The sequence below is a fragment of the Sorangium sp. So ce375 genome, from assembly GCF_051473855.1.
Taxonomy (GTDB): Bacteria; Myxococcota_A; Polyangia; order Polyangiales; family Polyangiaceae; genus Sorangium.
Genome location: NZ_CP150335.1, coordinates 816,466 through 838,123, shown reverse-complemented (window position 1 = coordinate 838,123; position 21,658 = coordinate 816,466). Strand labels below are relative to the sequence as shown.

17 protein-coding genes are annotated in these 21,658 nt (G+C 71.3%); 9 read left to right on the top strand and 8 right to left on the bottom strand.

Features of this window, described 5'->3' with window-relative positions:
• Positions 1 to 158: 158 nt before the first annotated feature.
• The 3 genes from WME90_RS03295 to WME90_RS03285 are packed head-to-tail and all read right to left on the bottom strand — an operon-like array spanning position 159 to position 4,183.
• Positions 159 to 1,610: a lycopene cyclase gene (locus WME90_RS03295; protein ID WP_437279595.1), complete on the bottom strand. Its 1,452-nt coding sequence runs from the start codon at positions 1,608 to 1,610 to the stop codon at positions 159 to 161.
• A gap of 40 nt (positions 1,611 to 1,650) precedes the next feature.
• Positions 1,651 to 2,607, bottom strand: a complete 957-nt coding sequence (locus WME90_RS03290) for a phytoene/squalene synthase family protein (protein WP_437279594.1) — start codon at positions 2,605 to 2,607, stop codon at positions 1,651 to 1,653.
• Positions 2,588 to 4,183, bottom strand: a complete 1,596-nt coding sequence (locus WME90_RS03285) for a phytoene desaturase (RefSeq protein WP_437279593.1) — start codon at positions 4,181 to 4,183, stop codon at positions 2,588 to 2,590. The genes WME90_RS03290 and WME90_RS03285 overlap by 20 nt, the downstream gene beginning before the upstream one ends.
• 159 nt (positions 4,184 to 4,342) lie before the next feature.
• Here WME90_RS03285 and WME90_RS03280 point away from each other — a divergent pair, with 159 nt between their 5' ends.
• On the top strand, positions 4,343 to 5,257 hold the full coding sequence (locus WME90_RS03280; RefSeq protein WP_437279592.1) for a MerR family transcriptional regulator: 915 nt from the start codon (positions 4,343 to 4,345) through the stop codon (positions 5,255 to 5,257).
• 36 nt (positions 5,258 to 5,293) lie between these two features.
• Here the strand turns inward: WME90_RS03280 and WME90_RS03275 are convergent, their stop codons facing one another.
• A complete protein-coding gene (locus WME90_RS03275) occupies positions 5,294 to 5,875 on the bottom strand; it encodes a YtfJ family protein (RefSeq protein ID WP_437279591.1) in 582 nt (193 codons plus the stop codon).
• A 420-nt stretch (positions 5,876 to 6,295) separates the two neighbouring features.
• Between WME90_RS03275 and WME90_RS03270 the strand changes: the two genes are divergently transcribed.
• Together WME90_RS03270 and WME90_RS03265 are read left to right on the top strand one after the other, a co-directional pair.
• Entirely contained in the window at positions 6,296 to 6,760 is a 465-nt protein-coding gene (locus WME90_RS03270; RefSeq protein WP_437279590.1) for an Hsp20/alpha crystallin family protein, read from the top strand.
• Positions 6,761 to 6,856: 96 nt separating this feature from the next.
• Positions 6,857 to 7,237 carry an Hsp20/alpha crystallin family protein gene (locus WME90_RS03265; protein ID WP_437279589.1) on the top strand — a complete coding sequence of 127 codons (381 nt, stop codon included), beginning with the start codon at positions 6,857 to 6,859 and terminating at the stop codon, positions 7,235 to 7,237.
• Between the two features lie 207 nt (positions 7,238 to 7,444).
• Here the strand turns inward: WME90_RS03265 and WME90_RS03260 are convergent, their stop codons facing one another.
• Positions 7,445 to 8,158 (bottom strand): hypothetical protein, encoded by a 714-nt coding sequence (locus WME90_RS03260; RefSeq protein ID WP_437279588.1) that lies wholly within the window; start codon positions 8,156 to 8,158, stop codon positions 7,445 to 7,447.
• 436 nt (positions 8,159 to 8,594) lie between these two features.
• On the opposite strand from WME90_RS03260, the gene WME90_RS03255 reads away from it, so the two are divergent.
• From WME90_RS03255 to WME90_RS03245, 3 genes are all read left to right on the top strand, one after another.
• Positions 8,595 to 10,349: an adenylate/guanylate cyclase domain-containing protein gene (locus WME90_RS03255; protein WP_437279587.1), complete on the top strand. Its 1,755-nt coding sequence runs from the start codon at positions 8,595 to 8,597 to the stop codon at positions 10,347 to 10,349.
• Positions 10,350 to 10,506: 157 nt separating this feature from the next.
• Positions 10,507 to 12,303 (top strand): glutamate--tRNA ligase, encoded by a 1,797-nt coding sequence (locus WME90_RS03250; protein WP_437279586.1) that lies wholly within the window; start codon positions 10,507 to 10,509, stop codon positions 12,301 to 12,303.
• Between the two features lie 82 nt (positions 12,304 to 12,385).
• Positions 12,386 to 13,312, top strand: a complete 927-nt coding sequence (locus WME90_RS03245) for a glutamate--tRNA ligase family protein (RefSeq protein WP_437279585.1) — start codon at positions 12,386 to 12,388, stop codon at positions 13,310 to 13,312.
• 160 nt (positions 13,313 to 13,472) lie between these two features.
• Here WME90_RS03245 and WME90_RS03240 read toward each other — a convergent pair whose 3' ends face one another.
• On the bottom strand, positions 13,473 to 13,682 hold the full coding sequence (locus WME90_RS03240; RefSeq protein ID WP_437279584.1) for a hypothetical protein: 210 nt from the start codon (positions 13,680 to 13,682) through the stop codon (positions 13,473 to 13,475).
• 196 nt (positions 13,683 to 13,878) lie between these two features.
• On the opposite strand from WME90_RS03240, the gene WME90_RS03235 reads away from it, so the two are divergent.
• The 3 genes from WME90_RS03235 to WME90_RS03225 all read left to right on the top strand — a co-directional run bounded on the left by WME90_RS03235 (position 13,879) and on the right by WME90_RS03225 (position 17,262).
• A complete protein-coding gene (locus WME90_RS03235; protein WP_437279583.1) occupies positions 13,879 to 15,192 on the top strand; it encodes an MFS transporter in 1,314 nt (437 codons plus the stop codon).
• A 597-nt stretch (positions 15,193 to 15,789) separates the two neighbouring features.
• A complete protein-coding gene (locus tag WME90_RS03230; RefSeq protein ID WP_437279582.1) occupies positions 15,790 to 16,416 on the top strand; it encodes a hypothetical protein in 627 nt (208 codons plus the stop codon).
• Positions 16,417 to 16,584: 168 nt separating this feature from the next.
• Positions 16,585 to 17,262 carry a glutathione S-transferase family protein gene (locus WME90_RS03225; protein ID WP_437279581.1) on the top strand — a complete coding sequence of 226 codons (678 nt, stop codon included), beginning with the start codon at positions 16,585 to 16,587 and terminating at the stop codon, positions 17,260 to 17,262.
• A 79-nt stretch (positions 17,263 to 17,341) separates the two neighbouring features.
• Here WME90_RS03225 and WME90_RS03220 read toward each other — a convergent pair whose 3' ends face one another.
• Positions 17,342 to 19,222, bottom strand: a complete 1,881-nt coding sequence (locus WME90_RS03220; protein WP_437279580.1) for a protein kinase domain-containing protein — start codon at positions 19,220 to 19,222, stop codon at positions 17,342 to 17,344.
• 95 nt (positions 19,223 to 19,317) lie between these two features.
• A complete protein-coding gene (locus WME90_RS03215; protein ID WP_437279579.1) occupies positions 19,318 to 21,282 on the bottom strand; it encodes a globin family protein in 1,965 nt (654 codons plus the stop codon).
• Between the last annotated feature and the right edge of the window lie 376 nt (positions 21,283 to 21,658).

The window sequence follows — 21,658 nt, the reverse complement described above, 5'->3', positions numbered from 1 at the left end:
CTCAGCCGCCCCTGTTACACGCGTCGCCGAGCGGCGGTCACCCGCACAGGAGACGGGCTCAGATCGGCGTTTTCGGCGCGGAAGCGCACTCCGGTGCGCTGAGCACCGAAAACGTCGAGATGGGCCCGTATCCGAAGCGGGTGACCGCCGCTCTAGCTTCAGCGGGCGCGGTAGAGCTCCCTCGCGAGCCCCGCCCCCCAGCGGCCGATGGCCCGCAGCGGCAGCGCGCTCACGACCTCGCGGTACACCTCGGGCCGCCGCGCCGCCGTCTCTCGCAAGAACCTCACGAAATCGGCCGGCTGCATCTCGTCGCGCAAGAGCGCCGCGTACGCGTCGTTGCCCATCGCGTGGAGCACGGCGAACGCCGTGTTGAGGAGCGCGTTCATCTCCCCTGCCCTCGCCCCGCCGGCGGGCTTCGCCATGAGGGCCGCGAGCGCGCCGGTCCCCGCGTGCACCGGCGCGTCACGCTCCGCGGCCGGCGCGCCCGGCTCCCGGACCGCCCGCGCCAGATCGGCGGCCGTCGTCGCGAGCCCGCGCACGCTCGCGCCGAAGCCGCAGAACGTCAGCGGCGAGTGCCGCGCCGCCGCGTCGCCCACGAGCCGCACCCGGCGCCCCGGCGCGCGCGGCGCGGCCGACAGCCGCGACCATCCGGGGATGAGCCCGAACGTCGGGCGGACGAGCCGCGCGTCGCCCTCCTTGTAGCGCGAGAGCAGCCGGAAGAACCGCGCGTAGAGCGACAGGAGCGCGCCCGGACCGACGTCCCCGGAGCGCGCGTAATAGAAGAGGTAGACGGTCGTCTCGCCCGGCCGCCCCGGGAACGCCTCCCAGAGGTGCTGCCTGCCCTCCTCGACGTCCTCCGTGGTGACGAGGATCTCGCCGACGTCCGCCCGGATCTGCCGCTCCCCGTCGCCCTCCGAGAGCCCCGTGAGCACGCCGCCGACGGTCGGGCAGAGGAGGTCCGCGGTCGCGTAGGGGCTCGCCGCGCCGCGCGCGTCGACGAGGAGCCGCGCGGACAGCGCGCGCGGCGCGGCGCCCGGATGCGCCTCGGCCACGGCGAGCGCGACCGCATCCGGCCCCTCCGCGTGCCCGAGGAGCGCGTGCCCGTCGAGCAGCGTCACCCCCAGCGCCTCGGCCCGGTCCCGCGCCGCGGCGAGCAGCCCCCCCGCGTCGATGGCGTGGTCGAGCACGCCGCGCACCGGGTACGTCCCGCCGCCGTGCCAGCGGCAGAGCCCCTCGACGTAGCGGGCGATGATGAGCCGCTCGATCTCGTCCCGCGTGAAGATCCCCGACGCCGACAGCGCGGCCACCTCGGCCGCCCCGGCGTTCCATTCCCGGTGCGCGGCGCCGATCCGCGCCCGGTCGAGCACGGCGACGCGCAGCCCGGCCGACGCGAGCGGCGGCGCGAGCAGCAGCGACAGCCCGCCGCCCGCGATGACCACATCGTAATCGGCGGTCGCGCCGCGATCCGGCGGCCGCGGCGAGGGGCTCGGCCGAGGCGCCTGCGCGGCCCGCGCCGCGTCGAGGTGCTCGAGGCGCGCGAGCAGCGCCTCGCCGCCCGCCTCGCGCACGCGCCCCCGCGCCGCGTCGATCTCCCGCGCCGCGGCGCTCATCGCGCCGCCTCCATGGCGCGACTAGCGCCGTCCAGGAGGCTCATCGCGCCGCCTCCAGGAGGAAGCGGACCTCGTCGAGCGGCGGCGCCGCGCCGTGCTCGCGCGCCTCCTCGGGCGTGACGGACCCGCGAAGGAGCGCCCGCAGCACGAGCCACGCCTTGCGGCCGGGCGACACCACGGCGCGCGCCGACACCGAGTCGAAGCCGTGGCGCGCGATGACCCGCCCGATGTCGGCGTAGATCAGCCGCGCCGCCTGGATCGCGGGGCGGCAGTCGCGCGGCAGCATCGGGATGCCGGCGCCCGCGCGGCGGTAGAGCACCTCCGCCTCGGCGAGCAGCCGCGCCACGAGCCTCCCCAGCCGATCGTCGAACACCGGCCGCGCGAGCCACCCGTCCGGCGCGATCCCGGCCTCGCGCATCCACGCGAGCGGCAGGTAGATCCTCCCGCGCCGCGCGTCCTCTCCGACGTCGCGCGCGATGTTCGTGAGCTGCATGGCCACGCCCAGGTCGCACGCGCGCGCGAGCGCGTCGGGCCCCCGCGCCCCCATGAGCGTCGACATCGTCGCGCCCACGGTGCCGGCGACGCGCGCCGCGTAGGCGTTCAGGTCCGAGAGCGTCTCGTAGCGGCGCCCCTCCGCGTCCCAGGCGAACCCCTCGAGCAGCGCCTCGATGAACGCGCGCGGCAGCGCGTGCTCCGCCATGACGTGGGCGAGCGCGCGATCGACCGGGCTGTCGTCCGGCGCGCCCATCGCGGCGCGCGCGAGCCGCTCCCGCAGCGCCGCGACCGCGGCCGCGGCCGCGGAGGGCGGCGCGTGCTCCCCGAGCTCGTCGACCGCGTCGTCGGCGACCCTGCAGAACGCGTAGAACGCCGCCGCCGGCTCCCTCACCCGCGCGGGCAGGAGGAGCGCCGCCGCGGCGAAGCTCTTCGACCCCTTGCGCAGGAGGCTCCTGCATGCGGCGAAGTCCGCCGCCGACGCCTCAGGCGAGCTTCGATGCATCCGGCACCACCCGATCCAGCACGCGGGCCGACGAGAGCACGCCGGGCAGACCGGCGCCCGGGTGCGTCCCTGCCCCGACGAGGTAGAGGCGCTCGACGTCTTCGCTCGCGTTGTGCGGCCGGAAGAAGGCGCTCTGCGTGAGCACCGGCTCCGGCCCGAACGCCGCGCCCCGGAACGACAGCAGCCGGTCCTGGAAGTCCTGCGGCGTGAGGAGCCGCGAGCTCGCGAGCGCGCCCTCGAGCCCCGGCAGGATCGTCGCCTCGAGCAGCTTCGAGATGGACCGCCGGTACCGTTCCTGGGCCGTGGGCCAGTGGGTGCCGCTGAGCAGGTTCGGCACCGGCGACAGCACGTAGAACGCGTCGCAGCCCGGCGGGGCGAGGGCCGGATCGGTCGCGGTCGGCCGGTGCAGGTAGAGGCTGAAGTCGTCGGCGAGCACGTGCTTCTCGAAGATGTCCTCGAGCAGCGGCCTGTACCGCGGGCCGAGGAGGATCGTGTGGTGAGCGACGTCCGGGTACTGCCGGCGCGTGCCGAAGTACCACACGAAGAGGCTCATCGAGTAGCGCTGCCGCTCGATGCGCCGGTCGGTCCAGCGCTTCCGCGCCTCGGGGGGCACGAGGTGCCGGTAGGTCCACGCGGAGTCCGCGTTCGAGACGACGACGTCGGCGGCGATCCGCTCCCCCGACGCGAGCTCCACGCCCCGGGCGCGGCCGCCCTCCACGGAGATGCGCCGCACCTCGGCGCCGCACCGCACGGACCCGCCCAGGCCCTCGATGAGGGACACGAGCCCCTTCACCAGGGCGCCCGTGCCGCCGATCGGGAAGTGGACGCCCCAGTTGCGCTCGAGGAACGCGATCAGGCTGTAGATCGAGGTGGTCGAGAACGGGTTTCCGCCCACGAGCAGCGGGTGGAAGCTCAGCACCTGGCGCAGGCGATCGTCCTTCACGTGCTTCGAGACGAGGCCGTACACCGTGCGGTAGCTCTCGAGCCGCACCATGTCCGGCACGATGCGCGCCATGTCCGCCCACGACCCGAACGGCACGTGGGCGAGCTCCTCGAACCCGACGCGGAAGATCGCCTCGCTCCGCTGGACGAAGCGCTCGTACCCCTCGACGTCCCCGGGCGAGAGGCGCGCCACCTCGGCGCGCATCGCGGCCGCGTCGCCCGTGTAGTCGAACGTCGCGCCGTCGTGGAAGCGGATCCGGTAGAACGGCGTCACGGGCCGCATGTCGATGTCGTCGGACATCCTGCGGCCGCAGAGCTGCCAGAGCTCTTCCAGGAGGAACGGCGCCGTGATGACGGTCGGCCCCGCGTCGAAGGTGAACCCGTCCTGGCGGTGGACGTACGCGCGCCCGCCCGGCGCATCGAGCTTCTCGACGACCGTGACGTCGTAGCCCCGCACCCCGAGCCGCACGGCCGCCGCGAGGCCCCCAAAGCCGCTGCCGATCACGACGGCGCGGGCGCTCGGGCGGGCGCCGCGCGGGGGACGCGGGAGAGCGGCCACCTCGCCGCCCGGCGAGGGATCAGGCCTCGCCGGATGCGCCGGATCCTGCGCCGAAGAAGCGCTGGTGTTTTGCATGACGCCTAGTATAATGTTTGTCCTAGCCTTTGACAAAGGCGAAAGACATCGGCAAGTGGGGGGCGTTCTGGGCCTCGTTGCCCGCCGTTCCGGTGCACCCCGTGCGCTGGGTCGGCGCGGACGGCCGCGGCTCGGCGGGTCCTAGCAAGGTTTATCCAGTTGAGCCGCTACAGAATCCATGTCGTCTCGCAGATGTCTGGCGTGTCCGCGGCGACGCTGCGCGCGTGGGAGCGCCGTTACGGCGTGCCCTCGCCTGCGCGCACGGCGTCGGCGTACCGCCTGTACAGCGACGACGATGTCGCGGTGATCAAGAAGATGCGCGACCACGTGAACGGCGGGATGGCCGCGGCCGAGGCGGCGCGCATGGTGCTCGAGACGGCGGGGCCGCGCGCGCCGGTGGGCACGAACGGCGGCGACGCGTTCGCGGGGGCGAGCGAGCGCATCGTCGACGCCGCGGTCCGGTTCGATCCTGACGGCCTCGAGGCCGAGGTGAACCGGGCCCTCTCGCTCGGCCCGGCGGTGACGATCTTCGAGCGCGCGCTCGGCCCGGCGCTCGAGCGCATCGGCGATCTCTGGCACGCGGGGCAGATCACGGTCGCGCAGGAGCACCTCGCCTCGCAGGTCCTCGGCGCGACGCTGCTGCACCTCTTGCGGCTCGCGCAGCCTGGCGAGGGCGGGCGGCGTGTCCTGCTCGCGGCCTTCGCCGACGAGGATCACGTGTTCGGGCTGTTCGGCATCGGCCTGCGCTTCTGCTCGTGGGGCTTCCGCTCCGTCGTGCTCGGCCCGAGGACGCCGCCCGCCGCGATCGCGCGGGCGGTCGAGGCGCTCGCGCCGGATCTCGTCGCGCTGACGGTCGCGATCCCACCGCTCCCGCCGTCGGCGCGCGAGCTCATCGACGCCTACGCGGACGCGTGCCGGGGCACGCCGTGGATCGTGGGCGGCGCGGGCTCCGGGGCGCTCCGGCCCTTCATCGAGGCGCGCGGCGGCCTCGTGGCGGCCGCGGAGGTGGCGGAGGTCCGCACGCAGGTCGAGTCCGCGCTGCTCTCGCGGCGGCGCCGCAAGGACGGGAGCTGAGCGCGCGCCCCGCGCCGGCCGGGGCGTTCGCCGCGGTCAGCCGTCGACTTCCTTGCGGAGCAGATCGAGGACCCTGCTCTGCGATTCCGTCTTGAGGGCGCCTTCGGCCGCGAAGAGCACCTGGCCGTTCTTGCCGACGACGACGACGTTGCTGACGCCGCGGCGGAGCTTGTAGGCCGCGCGGAACGAGCCGTCCCAGTCGCAGTAGATGGCCCCGCCGATCTTCCTCGACTCCTCCCGGATGGCGTCCTTCACGAACCCTTTCGCCGGCCAGAAGTCGTAGGAGCTGACGTCGGCGATGGCGGCGACGGCGATGCCTCGCCGGTAGCGGTCGCCTTTCGTGAGCTTCGCCAGCGCGTCCTTGAGCGCCTGGTTCTGGGTCTTCGAGTCCTTGTCCTCGTACACGATGAGGATCGGCTTGCCCTGCAGCGCCTTGAGCTGGAGCTCGCGGCCGTCGGCGTCCTCGACGCGCGCGTTCGGCGCCCGGTCGCCCTCCGAGGGCAGCGCCAGGGCGGCGCCCGAGATCAGCGCCAGGGCCAGCGCCACGGCGGAGGCGACCGAACGGAGGCCGGCGGCGCGGACGCCGCGGCAACGGGAAGCGGGCGAGCGGGGCTGCATGTCCAGGGTTTCTAGCGCTTTCCGGGGTGTGCTCCTAGGGCTGTTCGGCGCGGCCCGCTCTGCCGAGCGCCGCCGTAGCTCGCTCTGCCGCGTGATACCGCCGGGAGGCGTCATCGACGTCCTCCCGGGCGCCCAGGAGGCCGGGCTCGCCCGCCTTTCCCGCCCTTCTGAAGAGGCTGGCCGCCTTCGCCCGTTCCCGCCGGTCTGCCTCGGAGGGAGCCGGTCTGCCTCGGAGGGAAGGACGCTGGCCGTGCTCTTGACACCCCCCGTGCCGTGCAAAGATTGGGCGGTGCGAAGAGACCGGCTCTCGGAGCCAAGGTCCCGTAACGCTACAACAAATCGGCCGTCGCGAGCAGGGTGACGGCGCCGCGGGCGGAGCCCCCGGCGCGCGCCGCGCGCGGGGGTCATGGAGGATTGACCATGCTGAACCGTTACACCGAGTTCGATCGCGCGTTTGCCATGATGGACGAGCTTCGCCGGCGCCTGGATTGGGTGTTCGAGGAGGCCGACGCGCCCCGCGCGTCGCTCCGCGGCGATTTCGACCAGACGCCCCGGCACGCAAGTGGTCCGCGCATCCACCTGTTCGACACGGGGAGCGCCCTTGTCGTCAAGGCCGATGTCCCGGGTCTGACGGAGAAGGATGTCCAGATCTCGCTGAATCAGGACGTCCTGACGTTGAGCGGAGAGCGCAAGTCGGACGCGCCGCAGGGCTACCTCGTCCACCGCAAGGAGCGGGGCACGGCGCGCTTCAGCCGGAGCTTCACGCTGCCGAGCAAGGTCGATCCGGAGAAGACGACCGCGGTCCTGAAGAACGGCGTGCTGACGCTCACGCTGAACAAGGCCGCCGAGGCGCAGCCGCGTCAGATCGCGGTCACGGCTCGCTGAGAGAGCGGAGAGCTGAGGAACGGACAAAGAGGAGAGCGACGATCCTGCGATGAGCGGATCTGGAGCGTACTGAGTATCAAGGAAGGAGCGATGAACATGAGCACCGATCGCAGCTTGACCCACCGTGCCGAGAGCAACCCCGAGAAGATCCAGCAGCGCCCTGCGGTGGCGCCGGCGGTCGACATCTACGAGAGCGCCGAGGAGCTCCTGGTCGTGGCGGATCTCCCGGGCGTGACGCAGGATCGGCTGGCGGTCCGCGTGGAGAAGGGGGAGCTCACGTTCGAGGGCCGGCGCACGGACGCCGCCGAGCGGGAGCAGGGCGCGGAGGGCTTGCCGGATTTCCGCCGCAGCTTCGTGGTCCCGCAGGGCATCGACGGGGAGAAGATCTCCGCGGATCTCCGGGCGGGCGTCCTGCGGATCCACCTGCCGAAGAGCGCGTCGCTCAAGCCGCGTCAGATCCCGATCAGCGTGAGCTGATGCGGTGTGGGATGTGTCGAGGCGCCGTGTCGCCGATCACCGACGGCCTCTCCGGGGCGGCGTCGGGGCGGCGCGCGGTGCCTTTCGCGCGCTCCGCGGCGCCCTCGGCCGAAGAGCCCTGTCGGCGAGGTTTTCGGCCACCGTTCCCGCAGCGGCGTTTAACGCATCCGCACGCATCCGCCGCTGGCAATGGCCATGTATACCGGCTCAAGGGTCCGGCGAAGGCGGTGCCCTACCTTCGACCGCCAGCGTCCACTCCGCATCCTCGCCGCACGCGGTACCCTCCACGTGACGCACCTCGATGATGAACCAGAGGTGATCGTCCGGGCCAGTGCGATCATTCCATGTCGTCGTGAACGATTCAGGGGTCCCCTGTCCTCTGACGCCGGACGCGAAGCAATCCGGCGCGTTCACCTCGATCTCCCCCTGATAGACGATCAGATCGAAATTCATCCCCGGCGGGGAGGTGAGCGTCGCTTTGAAGCGCTCAGAGCCCGGCCAGTTCACCTCATCCATGACACGGACCTTGAACCACTTCGACGTGGTTCCTGTCGCTGTCTCAACCACCCAATCGGCGCCGTCATCGCCCGGGAGCGTTCCGAGGTCCTGTGCCCCAGTGCACGTGTTCGGCGCGTCATAATCGCACTCGTCCCCCGCTCCCGCACCGCCCCCCTCGCCCCCGCCGCCTTCATTGCTGTCGCCCTCGCCCTCAGCGCCGCCGACTCCGGTGGAGCCGACGCTCACGCTCGAGCTAGAGCTCGCCGACGGGTCCTCGCCTCCGGCGCCGCCATCACCGCTGTGCTCGCCTCCGCCGGCCAGCTCCTCGTAGTAGCCGGGCAGCAGCTCGTCGGTGCCGTTGGCGCACGCAGCGAGGGTGAGAAGGACCGCAGGAACGACGAGCAGCCGGCCGGGCGTGTGCATTGCACGCATTCTATCTGCTCTTGCGAGAGCGGTCCAAGGAAGCCACGAGGCAACGTGAGATACCGTGGCGTCGTTCATCACCGCCGGAAACGGCGACAACCGTTCAAGTTGTTTTCATTACCACGGACCTGAATTTCCGCGAAAATCAACGAGAGATCATCTCGGAATTACCGGCGGGAACGTCCTCGTTACACGCATCGGGAACTCGATACTTCGCGCGCCGCCGTGGGACGAGAATGAGACCTCGCCTCCAGGCCCGTCCCGGAGCCGTTCACGCCAGCGCGACCCGGACGGGGCCGGGGGCACCGCGCCGCCCCCCGCCGCCGCGCCCCCTCCCCGCGCCGGGAGCGCGCGCCGTCCCGGCTGGCACCGGCGCGCTTCCGCGCCGTCCCGCATTTGGATAGTCTCGGCGTCGCTGAAGCCTGCCCTCGACGCCTTGCTCTCGCTGCGCGCGAAGACGCTGCTGGCGATCGCCGCCACGCTGCTCGGGCTCAGCTTTGCCCTCTACGGCGTCTCCTCGAGGGCGCTCCTCGCCAACTCGATGGCCGCAGAAGCGCAGGACACCCGGCGCACCGTGCACGTGGCGCTCAACCTCTTCCGCCAGGCCAGCAGCGACTTCAACGCGCGTTGGACCGACTGGAGCCAGTGGGACGACGCCTACGCGTTCGTACAGGACGGCAATGAAGAGTTCGTTCGCTCGAACCTCGTCGCCCAGCTCTTCGACATCACCCGGATCGATCTCGCCGTCTTCGCTAGCGCGGACGGAAACCCCGTGTACAGCACGGGCTACGATCATGCCACGAAGCGCTGGGCTCCCCTGCCGCGCGGCATCGCGGAGCGGCTCCGCATCGGCGATCTCCTCTTCGGGCGGGACGCCCCCGGCAACGCCGTCCGAGGCGGCATCATCCTCTTGCCGGACGGGCCGATGCTCCTCTGCTCCCAGCCGAGCGTCGGCAGCTCGGGCCGCGGGCCTGTCGCCGGCACCGTCACGTTCGGCCGCTTCCTGACCGACGCCGAGATCAAGCGCCTCACCGAGCCCGCCGGTCTCTCGCTCGCCGTGCGCCGCCTCGACGACCCCCAGCTGCCCGCCGACTTCCGTGAGGCGCGCGACGCCCTGTCCGACCGCGACCCGATCCTCGTCCACCCGCTCGGCGACGACAGGATCGCCGGATACACCGTCCTCGACGACATCGACGGCCGCCCTGCGCTCCTCGTGCGCGTGGACAACGACCGAGCCATCCTCAGGATGGGCCACGACACGCTGCGTTATCTCGTGTTCGTGACCGTGGTCGTGGGCCTCGTCTTCGGCGGCGTCACGCTGCTGCTCCTGGAGAAGCTGGTCCTGTACCGGCTCGCCCGCCTGAGCCGGGAGGTCACGGAGATCGGCGGGGTCGGCGACCTCTCGGCGCGGGTCGCGATGCCGGGCACCGACGAGCTGTCGCGCCTCACCGGCTCGATCAACGGCATGCTCTCGGCCATGGAGGCGAACGCCCGGCGGCAGAGCCAGCAGAAGGCGGCGCTCGAGCAGGCGAAGGCGGCGGCCGAGCGAGCTCACGAGCGCTCGGATCGGCTCCTCCTCAACATCCTGCCGAGGACCATCGCCGATCAGCTGAAGGAGCACGAGCAGCTCATCGCCGAGCACTTCGAGGAGGTGACCATCCTCTTCGCGGACATCGCCGGCTTCACCCCGCTCGCCGCGCGGCTCCACCCGGCGGAGCTCGTCGGCCTGCTCAACCGGATGTTCTCCTCGTTCGATCAGCTCGCCGAGCAGCACGGCCTGGAGAAGATCAAGACGATAGGAGATGCCTATATGGTCGTCGGCGGGCTGCCGGCGCAGCGCCCCGATCACGCGAGGGCCATCGCGCGGATGGCGCTCGCCATGGCGCACACCGTGAGCAAGTTCGTCGCCGACGACGGCGAGCCGTTCCAGCTCCGGATCGGCATCAACACCGGTCCTGTCATCGCCGGCGTGATCGGGAAGAAGAAGTTCAGCTACGACCTCTGGGGCGACGCGGTGAACGTGGCGAGCCGCATGGAGTCGAGCGGAGAGCCCGGCCGAATCCAGGTGAGCGAGGCGAGCTACCGCCTGCTCGCGCGAGATTTCCTCCTCGAGGAGCGGGGCTTCGTGGCGATCAAGGGCAAGGGCGCGATGAAGACCTATTGGCTCATCGGCGAGAGCACACCGCGGTAGCGCGGCGCGCCGGCGCGACCCGCGCTCGTTCGCGCTCGTTGCCGCGCGATTGACGAGGCCTTCGGGGCGATTGACGAGGTCTTCCGGGCGATTGACAAGGCCAGGCGGGCGTGCAATGGCTGCCCGCCCGATGTCAGACCAGGAGCGACGCGCCCTCATGGACAAGCAGGCCTCGAACGAGACGACGCTTCCCGTCACCGTCCGCGAACCGGGCCCCGGAGAGGACCGCGACGAGCTCGTGCGCCTCCTCTTCGGCGACGCCGCCGGGTCGGCCAGGCGGCCCGAGGAGTACGAGGCGCGCTATCCCCGGCGCGCGCTGCCCAAGGGCGCGATGGTCACCCGCTACGCGCCGAGCCCGACCGGGTTCATGCACATTGGCGGCATCTTCGTGTCGCTCATCAACAAGCGGCTCTCCGTCCAGAGCGAGGGCGTCTTCTACCTCCGCCTAGAGGACACCGACGTGAAGCGCGCCATCCCCGGCGCGCTCGACACAATCGTCGACTCCCTCGCGCGCTTCGATCTCTCGCCTCAGGAGGGCGTGCTCCGCGCGCCGGCGAGCGACGGAGGCGGATCGTCGGGAGGCGAGTTCGTGCAGCAGGGCGACTACGGCCCCTATATCCAGACGGAGCGCGTCGAGATCTACAGGGATTACGCGATCGACCTCATCCGCCGCGGCTTCGCCTACCCCTGCTTCTGCACGGTCGAGGAGCTCGACGCCATCCGGCAGGAGCAGATGGCCCTCACCGTGAAGCCCGGAGTCCACGGCCGGTGGGCGAAATGGCGTGACGCGCCGCTCGCCCGGGTGAAGGAGGCGCTCGCGGGCGGCACCCCGTTCGTGCTCCGGCTGCGCGCCCCGGACGACGTCTCCGGACGCGTCGAGTGGAAGGACGGCGTGAAGGGCGTCATCTCGATGCCCGTCAACGATCTCGACACCATCCTCCTCAAGTCGGACGGCATCCCGACCTACCACTTCGCCCACGCGATCGACGATCACCTGATGCGCACGACGCACGTGATCCGAGGCGACGAGTGGATCTCGTCGATGCCGCTCCACCTGCAGCTCTTCCGCACGCTCGGCTTCAGGCCGGTCGAGTACGCGCACGTCCCGCCCATCCAGAAGCTCGATCGCGTGGAGGAGGTCGACCCGGAGACGGGCGAGACGAAGGTCTCGGACGCGCGGCGCAAGCTGAGCAAGCGCAAGGACGCCGAGGCGAACATCGCATATTACCGGGAGATCGGCGTCCCGGAGACGGGCACCATCGAGTACCTGCTCAACATCGCCAACTCCGCCTTCGAGGACTGGCGCAAGGCGAACCCCGACAAGCCCTATTCCGCCTTCCCCCTCAAGCTCAACAAGCTCGCCCCCGGCGGCGCGCTGAGCGACATGGTGAAGCTGAAGAGCGTGAGCCAGGCGGTCGTGAGCCGGATGAGCGCCGAGGAGGTCTATACCCAGGGCCTCGACTGGGCCAGGGAGCACGACAAGGAGCTCGCCGCGCTGATGGAGCGAGATCCGGAGTACACGAAGCGCGCGCTCGGCATCGAGCGCGGCGGCAAGAAGTCGAACAAGCGCATCACCACCTGGCCCGACCTGCGCGCCCAGCTCTTCTTCTTCTACGACGAGCTCTACGGCGGCGTCGACGCCTTCGATTTCCCCGAGAACGTCCCGGAGGGCGATCGCCAGCCGCTGCTCCGGCAGATGCTCGACACCTTCGATCCGGCCGACTCGAAGGACGCGTGGTTCGAGAAGATCCGGCAGATCGCGGTGGCCTCGGGTTATGCGGGCGAGGTGAAGCAGTACAAGGCCTCTCCGGAATCGTGGAAGGGCCATGTCGGAGACGTCTCGATGCTGCTCCGGGTGGCCGTCTGCGGGACCCGGAACAGCCCTGATCTGACCGAGGTCATGGCGGTGCTGGGCGAGCCGCGCGTGCGGGCGCGCATCGCGCGCTTCCTCTGAGGCGCGGCGTGGCGAGCCCGCGGGCCGCGCGAAGGCGGCGCGCCCCCTCGCGGCGCCGTGGAGCGGGGCGGCTGGAGGAGCGATGAGCGCGGTCTGCCGGTTCGCCCCGTCCACGACCGGGCCCGCCCACCTCGGCACGCTCGCCGCGGCGCTGCTCGCCTGGCTGGACGCGCGATCGCGGGGCGCGCGGCTGGTGCTCCGGCTGGAGGACCTCGATCCCGACCGCTGCCGGCCTGCGTTCGCGCGCGCGATCGAGGAGGATCTCGCGTGGCTCGGGCTCGATTTCGACGAGCGCGTCGAGCAGCACACCCGGAGGGCGCACCACGAGGCGGCGATGGACCGGCTCGAGGCGGTGGGCGCGCTGTACCCCTGCTCCACGACGCGCGAGGAGGTCCGCGCGATCGGCCGGCGCGCGCCCGACGGCGGCTTCGCCTACGACAACCGCGCGCGCGGCCGCGCGCTGCCGCCCGGCGGGTGGCGCGCGAGCGTGGAGCCGATCCGGGCGCGGCTGCCGGACGGCGTGTTCCGGCCCGTGGACGAGGGCGGGCTCGACCTGTCGCAGGAGCCCGCGGTCGCGATGGGCGACCCCGTGGTACGCCGGCGCGACGGCGCCTTCTCCTACCAGCTCGCGGTGGTGGTCGACGACGGCGCCGCGGGCGTCACGCGCGTCGTCCGGGGGCGCGACATCGCGCCGAGCACCGCGACGCAGGCGGCGCTCCAGGCGCTGCTCGGGCTGCCCGCGCCGGTCTACCGGCACCACCTGCTCCTCCTGGAGGAGCGCGGCGGCAAGCTGGCGAAGACGCACGGCGCGGCGCGCGGGGCGGCGCTCGCCAGCAGCGCGCCCGCGCTCACCGGTACGCTCGCCTGCTGCGTCGGCCTGCGGGATCGCCCCGATCCCTGCACGCCGGCGGAGCTGCTCCGGGAGTTCGACTGGTCACGCGTCACGACAGCGGACCGCGTCGTGAGCCTCCGCGACGGGTCGCTGAAGCTCACGACGAGCGGCCGCTGAGCGGCGCGCCGATCGGGAGGTCGCTCAGACTGACGGCGAGCGGCCGCCGAGCGGCGCGCGGATCAGGGATCGCTCAGACTGACGAGGAACGGCCGCCGAGCGGCGCGCGGATCAGGGGTCGCTCAGGCTGACGAGGAACGGCCGCCGAGCGGCGCGCGGATCAGGCAGGCAGCGGCGAGACGGCGCGACCCAGCAGCGGAAACCACGTGAGGATCGCGTTCGGCCGCGGGAGATCGTCGTCGTCGTCGTCGTCGCGCTTACCGTCACGGCCGCGTCGGGAGCGGCCGCCAAACAGCGTCCAGGCGCGCCATGCCTGCTCGGCGAGGTCGCGTGCCCGTCCCGGCGAGGTGTCGTGTCCGAGGAGCATCATGTGTGGCTGCCGCTTACCACAGGTCCAGGTCGGAGCGCCAGCATTCCGCGCTTGAGCCACGCGACCGTGACCGTCCCGATGATTGGCCGTGTTGGCCGCACTTCGTCTCCACTTCACAGAGCGCGCTGCGCGGCGACCCGGATCCCGAGCGCTTCGGAGGGTACCGCAGCAGCGCATCCTGGCGACCCCCGCTGGAATGCGCCATGAACGTCCCCCGGACTCGTTCATGGTCGCCGACGCCGCCGCCCTGAAGCCCTCGTCGCCCTTCGCCGCCTTCACGTCGCGCGATTTTCGCGTCTACGCGGCGGCTCGCCTCCTGGCCACGGTGGCGTACCAGATGCAATCGATCGCCGTGGGGTATCAGATCTACGACCTCACGCGCGATCCGCTCGCGCTCGGCTATGTGGGGCTCGCCCAGTTCCTCCCTGTCGCGGGGCTGTCCCTCGCCTCCGGGCACGCGGCGGATCGCTTCGATCGGCGGGGGATCCTCGTCGTTTGCTACCTCACGTCGGCGCTCGCGGCGCTCGGGCTCTTCTTCCTCGCGCGCTCGCCGAGCCCCAGCCTGCCGGCCATCTACGCGGTCCTCGTGCTCCTCGGCACGGTGCGCGCCTTCCAGGGGCCGGCGGGCTCGGCGCTCCTGCCCACGCTCGTGCCGACGGCTCACTTTCAGAACGCGGTGACGTGGCAATCGACGCTCTGGCAGGTCGGGGCCATCGGCGGACCGAGCCTGGGCGGGCTGCTCTACGCGCTCTGGAAGGCGCCCGCGCCCGTGTACCTGAGCGCGAGCCTCGCGCTCGCCGCGGCGTGCGCCGGTCCCCTGGCGGTGCGGACGCGCACCGGCCGCCTCGAGAAGAAGCCGCCGTCGCTCGCCACGGCGCTCGCCGGGCTGCGCTACGTCTACCGGAAGAAGGTCCTCCTCGCGTCGATCTCGCTCGACTTCGTGGCCGTCTTCCTGGGCGGCGCGGTCGCGCTGCTTCCCGTCTACGCGACCGACGTGCTCGACGTCGGCCCGCAGGGGTTCGGCCTCCTGCGCGCCGCGCCCGCCGTGGGGGCCGGGCTCATGGCCGTGGTCCTCGCCTTCCGGCCCATCGCGCGGCGCGCCGGGCCGAGGATGCTCCTCTGCGTCGGGCTGTTCGGCGTCGCCGCGGTCGTGTTCGGCCTGTCGCGGAGCTTCGCCCTCTCGCTCGTCGCGCTCACCGTGATGGGCGCCGCCGACATGGTGAGCGTCGTCGTGCGGATGACCCTGGAGCAGCTCGCCACGCCGCCCGAGATGCGCGGCCGCGTCAGCGCGGTCAACATGGTGTTCGTCGGCGCCTCGAACGAGCTCGGAGAGCTCGAGTCAGGCACCCTCGCGAGGCTCATCGGGACGGTCCCTACCGTGGTGTTCGGGGGCCTTGGGACGATCGCTGTCGTGCTGCTCTGGGCATGGCTGTTCCCGGAGCTGCGCGCTGTCGACCGCCTCGAGGACACGCGGGCGACCTCCGAAGAAGACGCCGCCGAGAAGGCATGACGCGCGCAGCACATCATCGTTCCCGGCCCGGTGAGGGCCAGTCGCGCACCTGAACGTCCCCTCGAATTTTTCGGGAGAATTCACAGGGAAGCGGGGAGGCGGGGAGAAGGGAAATGAAATCCCATCATCCTCCCCGCCTCCCGCCTCCCTGTTCAAATTTCTGCTGAATCCCGACCCAATGAGGATTTGTCAGAGCGCGCTCTCGAGAACCGGAGGCGACCGATCCCATTCGTGAGCCCCGCGGCGAGCTCACGATACGACTCGACGCGAATTCGCCTGCAATCTCGCAAGGCCGAGCGCAACCGACGTAACCGACGTAACCGACGTAACCGACGTAACCGACGGAACTGACGTAACTGAACGCAACCGGCGCAACTGAACGCAATTACATGCGAAATCCACTGCGCACCACCTACGACGCACCGCTTCCTAAATCATTGGCGATTTGACGAGGGCGTTATAATGCACGCTGGGCGGCACGCGCTCATACAACGCACGACGACTATCCCAGCCAGGCTGTCCGAATTGCTTGACACCGAGGTAGCCCAGGACCTTACATGTCTTATGGATACGATTATCGCGTGGGCTGTCGGTATCATGATGACATGGGCCCCGCCTGGGAAGAGCTTCATCAAGGACGCGATCGAGACGCCCGAGGACGGCCGCGCGCGCTACCACGAGATCGCGCGCGCGGCGGCGAAGGTTGCCTATGATCCCGCATTGAAGCCGCTCTTCGGCGGCCCGCGCGGTCGAGCCGAGACGATGGCGCTGCTCTTATCGATCGCCTATTTCGAGAGCGGCTACCGTCGCGACGTCGACCTCGGGATCGGGAAGCTCGCGCGCGGCTCGGGGCTCGACTCCTGCCTGCTCCAGATCCGCGTCGGCGCCGGCAAGACCCGGGAGGGGTGGTCGCACGCGGACCTCGTCGGTGATCGCGAGAAATGCTTTCGCTCCGGGCTCGCGCTGATCAGGGGATCCTTCGGGGCGTGCCGCAAGCAGGACCCGCGCGACCGGCTCAGCGCATACACGCGCGGCAGGTGCATCGACGACGACAAGCATTCGAGGGCGCGCATTGGACGCGCGCTGAACGTGCCGCGCGCGCCGATGACGGACGCGGCGGTGCTCGCCGCAATGCCCGGACGCGACCCCGTCCCCATCCCCGTCCCCGTCCCCCTCCCCGTCGCGCCGCCGAGCGCGCCCCCCGCGGCCGGCAACGACAGCTAGAGCAGGGCTCGCCCGCACAGGAGACGGGCGAGCCCGCTCGCTGTTCCGTGTGCCAAAGCAGGGTGGGTCTCGGACCGCTTCGCGGCTCTGGCGGCAGCAGGTGGCCAGCGTGGCGGCTGTGCTCCATAGGGTCGGCGCGAACGCCGGAGGGATCGGGAGGGGATGCCAATGAAGCTGACCTATTTTGCGGCGCGCGGGCGCGTCGAGGTTGCCCGGCTGATGCTGGAGCTGGTCGGGGCGCCTTACGACATCGAGGTCGTTCCGCTGGAGAGCTGGATGCAACCAGAGACCCAGGGGCGCTTCCTTCAATGTACGCCGTTCGGGCAGCTGCCTGTGCTGCAAGACGGCGAGCTCACCCTCAGTCAATCGCAGGCGATCAACCGCTATCTAGCGCGCAAGCTGAAGCTCTACGGCGACACGAGCGAGGAGAGCGCGCGCATCGACGAGGTGGCCGAGACCGCACACGAGGTGTTCATGGACATCGCTACGCTCTTCTGGAACCCGCGCTTCCATGAGGTCCGCGCCGATCACCGCGCCGCCACCGGCGAGAGACTCGAGCGCCTGGAGGCGTATTTCATGCGCACGCGCGCCGACGCCGAGCACTGGGTCCTCCCCGGCCGCTATGCCCTGGCCGACGCCGCAATGGCGTTCGTCCTGGAGTCCGTCATGCCCTTGCACACCGGCCTCCTGAACGAGTTCCCGGAGCTCCACCGCGCGACGACCGGGTTCTTCGCGGCAGATGGCGTGCGCGAGTACGTGCGCGGCGATCGGCGGCCCCGCACCTGGACCGTCCCTATCGCCGCCTTCGGCGGAAGGCCGGAAGAGACCCATCAGTGTACCGACTGACGCCGGAGCAAGTGTGGCCACGGGGCCTGCCCGGCGCGCAGGTCAGCCCGGCAGGCCCGAGGACAGAGGGGCGCCCAGCTCAGCCCCGGATCAGATTCGTCGCCGCCTCGGCGGTGAGATAGCTCTTGCTCTTCATCCCCAGGCGGATGGACGACAGGCTCACTTCGGTCTCGCCCTGAAGCGCGGCGATCGTCAGCGCGTTATGACAGTAGATGTTGATGAGCTTCGGGCTGCCGCCGCTCCTCGCGTGCAGCAGCTGCTGCGACGCGACGTCCAGCTGGATCCCCCGCCTGCTCCCGCCGACCGAACGCATCCTGAAATCGATGTATTCGATCATCTCCTGCTGCGTCATCCCGGGCAAGAGCAGCGACTGAGCGCCGGAGTAGAGCTCGCGCGGTACGCCGTTCGACGCGAGGGTCGCCGGCAGATCGGGGGCGCCCACCAGGATCATCGAGAGCTTGCCCGCCGGGGCGCAGCGCAGGATGTCATGGAGCTCCATCAGGAGATCGTGATCCTCCGGATCGACGCCGTCGATGACCAGGACCGCGATCGCGTCCGAACCGGCGCGGAGGAGCGCTTGCCCGAGGAACGCGTCGACGAGGAACTGCTGGCTCAGCGTCGGCGAGATGGCCGACGCCCCCACCTGCCTGCAGAGCGAAACGAGAGGCCGCGTCCCGAAGAGCAGCTGCGGCTCGAGCGAGAAGACGTGGATCCGCGGGACCTTGTTCTTGATCATCTCGCAGACGAAGGTCCGGCCGCTCCCCGGCTCGCCCACGAGGATCGCCGGGCGCTGCCCGGCGACGATCTGCGACGCCAGCGTCCTCAGGATCCAGGCATAAGGGCCCGCGTCCCAGAAGAAGGTCGGCTGCCGGATGTCGCTGAATGGATATCCTGTCAGCCCGAAGTGATCGCGGTAGCTGTACTGGCCGGTGAAGTGCCCGACGGCGGTCGAGCTGTTCACAAGGATCGTGCCCGTCGGCGTCGTGAGCGGGCCCCTCGGCGGCGCCGGGAGCTGGCTTATCCGCGTGTCGGCGAGCTCCGCGGGGGAGCCGAGCATCGCGCTCTTCGGCTCCGGGAGCTCTCGCGGCCGGACGCTGCTGCGCCGGAGCATCAGCATGTCCTCGAGGAACGCCACGATGTGCCCGGCCGACGGCCGCTCCTGGGGCCTCTTCGCCATGCAGCGGCGCAAGAGCTCCGCGAGGAGCGGATCGATGTCCGGCATCGACAGCTTCGGATCCGGGACGGGCGCGTGGCAGTGCGCCTGGAAGCAGCCGGCGAGATCCCGCGCCGAGAACGGCGTCCTGCCGACCAGCAGATGGTAGAAGGTGCAGCCGAGGCTGTAGATGTCCGACGGAGGCGCGATGTCCTGCCCGGTCCATTGCTCCGGGCTCATGTAGAACGGCGTGCCCTCCAGCGTGCGGGCGGAGCTGCCCCCGAGCGGGCCGCTCTCCGGGTGGGACGCCAGGCCGAAGTCGGCGATCTTGAGCGTCCCCGACGCGTTGAGGAGGAGGTTCGCGGGCTTGATGTCGCGGTGGGAGATGCCGAACGACGCCGCGAGCTCGAGCGCCGCCGCGGCCTCCCGCATCTTCTCGATCCCGAACTGCTCCGGCAAGCGGCCGCCGTGCTGCTTGGCCGCCTGCGCCATCGTCAGACCGTGGACGTACTCCATGGCGATGTAGCGGACGTCCTCGTCCTCGCCGACCTGGAAGATCTGCACCACGTTCGGGTGGAGGAGGCGCGCCGCCGCGCGCGCCTCGCGCAGGAAGCGGTCGCGCCGATCGGGATCGGTGTCCGCGCTCCCCTTCGCGATGAGCTTCACCGCGACGTCGCGCTGGAGCACGCTGTCCTTGGCCAGGTACACGGCGCCCATCGCGCCGATGCCGAGCAGCTGGATCAGCTGAAATGGTCCCAGCCACTGTCCTGCCAGGTGGGTCAGCGTACTCGCAGGCTCCGCGATCATCGGACTCTCATTCCCATCTTGCCATCAAACCCCTGCGCTCGCAGGGCGAATGCGCCGGCTCAGGTCACTACCCGCTCACGACCCGCACGCGGAGCTCACACGGGCCCCACGCCGGGCCCCGCCTCGCTCCGCGCCCGACCCCGCCCCAGGATGTGTCCCATCGTGAACGCGGAGAGGACGAGGACCGTGACGATGATCGGCACGGCGTAGGTCGCGAGGGACGCGATGTTGGGCACCGCCTTGTCCGCCGCGGCGGCCGCGGCCTTGTCGCCCCCGCCCACCGTCATCAGGATGGCCGTGGCCATCGAGGAGGCGATCGAGAGCAGGGCGATCGCGAGCCCCGCGGCGAGGCCGCTCGGGCCCGTCGGTTCCAGCACGACAGGCGCCGGCGCGGGCGCCATCGCGGACGAAGCGACCGGGACCGTCACGAGCGGACCGTCCAGTTTGACATGGACGTTGACGACCATGTCCTGGCCCCCCCAGGGGATGACGAGCCCCTGCGGGCTCGCGGTCGCGGCGGCCGGGGGCGCGGCGGATGCCGGGCGCGCCCCCGGCCGGTGCTCGTCGTGGTTGATACCGCTGTTCATCAGAGCCTCGTGGGCGGGGTTGGTCTGGTAATGAAGCGTGTCGGCGTCCTCGTCGAGGGGGCCAGGGCGCCTCTTCGCCGGCATCACCTCCGTGACGCTCGACGGCGCCGGCGCGCGCTGCTCGGACATGGGCGGCCGCTGCGGGCGCTCGCGCGCGGGCGCGGGGTCGGCCTTGCGAGCGCCCCCGGCCGCGACGTGATCGGCGGCCGCCTTCTTCATGACGTCCGCGATCACGCCGTAGACCTCGGTCCACGCCGACTCGACGTCGCGGTTGAAGCCGTCGCCGAGCCCCTCGCGCAGCGTCCAGAGCAGCGCCTCGCCCACCACGTCGTAATGGCGATCGACGACCATGTAGCCGTGGTGCCGGACGCCGAGCGCCTGGAGCACCGGCACGAGCTTGCCCAGGTTGTTCAGCCCATCGACGGCCACGGCGAGCGTCTGCATGAGCTTCTTCTTCTGCTCGGCCATGTCGTTCTTGAACAGCGGCCGCACCGACGGCTCGAGCTCGAAGAGGCGCTCGTAGAAGAGCGCCGCCGCGGCGTCCGAGATGGGCATCACCTTCGCCCACGATCGCTGCACGAGCTCGATGGTCCGCAGGCTGATCGGCGCGCCGGCGGGCGCCGCCCCGGGCGCGGCCGCGGGCGGCGGCGGCGGGTCGCCCTGCCAGGGCGGCACGACCCCGACGAGCGTCCGCGAGGCCTTTGTCGACGAGGGCGGCGGCACCGACTTCGGCATCTGCACCGCGTGCTCCACGGGCGCCGAGCGCTGCGCCGGCTGCGGGGAGCCGAGCCGAGGTGCATCCCGCCCGCCCGGCGCCGGCGAGGGGTGCGCCTGCGCGCCGCCCACGGCCGCGTGCGCCGCGGCGGCCTTCTTCATGACGTCCGCGACCACGCCGTAGACCTCTTTCCACGCGGACTCGACGTCGGCCGAGAAGGCGTCGCCGAGCCCCTCGCGCAGCGTCCAGAGCAGCGCCTCGCCCACCAGGTCGTAATGGCGATCGACGACCATATAACCCTGGTGCCGCACGCCGAGCCCCTGGAGCACCGGCACGAGCTTGCCCAGGTTGTTCAGCCCATCGACGGCCACGGAGAGCGTCTGCATGAGCTTTTTCTTCTGCTCGCCGATATCGTTCTTGAACAGCGGCCGCACCGAGGGATCGAGCGTGAACAGCCGCTCATAGAACAGCGCCGCCGCGGCGTCCGAGATGGGCATCACCTTCGCCCAGGACCCCTGCACGAGCTCGATGGTGCGCTGGCTCAGGAGCTCCGGCGGCTGCGCGCTGCGCGCCTTGTTGAGGAACTCGGGCGCGCCGTAGGCCCCCGGACCTCGCTGGGTGGCGGGCCCGGCGGCGGGCATCGACCGCCCCGCGGGCGCCGGCGCGCTGACGCTGCGTTGCGGCTTGGCAGCATCCCCCGGCGTCGCGGCGCCGCGCGTGTTGGTCGAGGGTGCGAAGGGATCGTTCGGTTTGGCCATCGTGGTTGTCCGCTGGAGGTTACCGGGAATGCGCCGGTGAGTTGCGCGCCGCGGCGCGCGTGTTCAGAGCACAGGAGCCGCCTCTACCGCCATCCTACATCACGGAGCCGGCGCCTGCCTACGGCGCGGCGAGAGGGTCGCGCCGTAGGCAGGGCGCCCGTGGAAGCGCGCGCACGACGCCAGCGGAGCGCAACGAAGCGCAACGAAGCGCAACGAAGCGCGACAGACGCGCGCAAATCTCGCCGCGCTGCTCACGGCGCGGCGCGCGTTACGGCGCGGCGCGCGGCTGCGCCGTGAGCGGGCTCGGGCCGGGGAGGTGGCGCTGCTGAGCCGCACCTGCGCGGGCAGCGTGGCGCTGCGCGCTTCCCGAGCGACG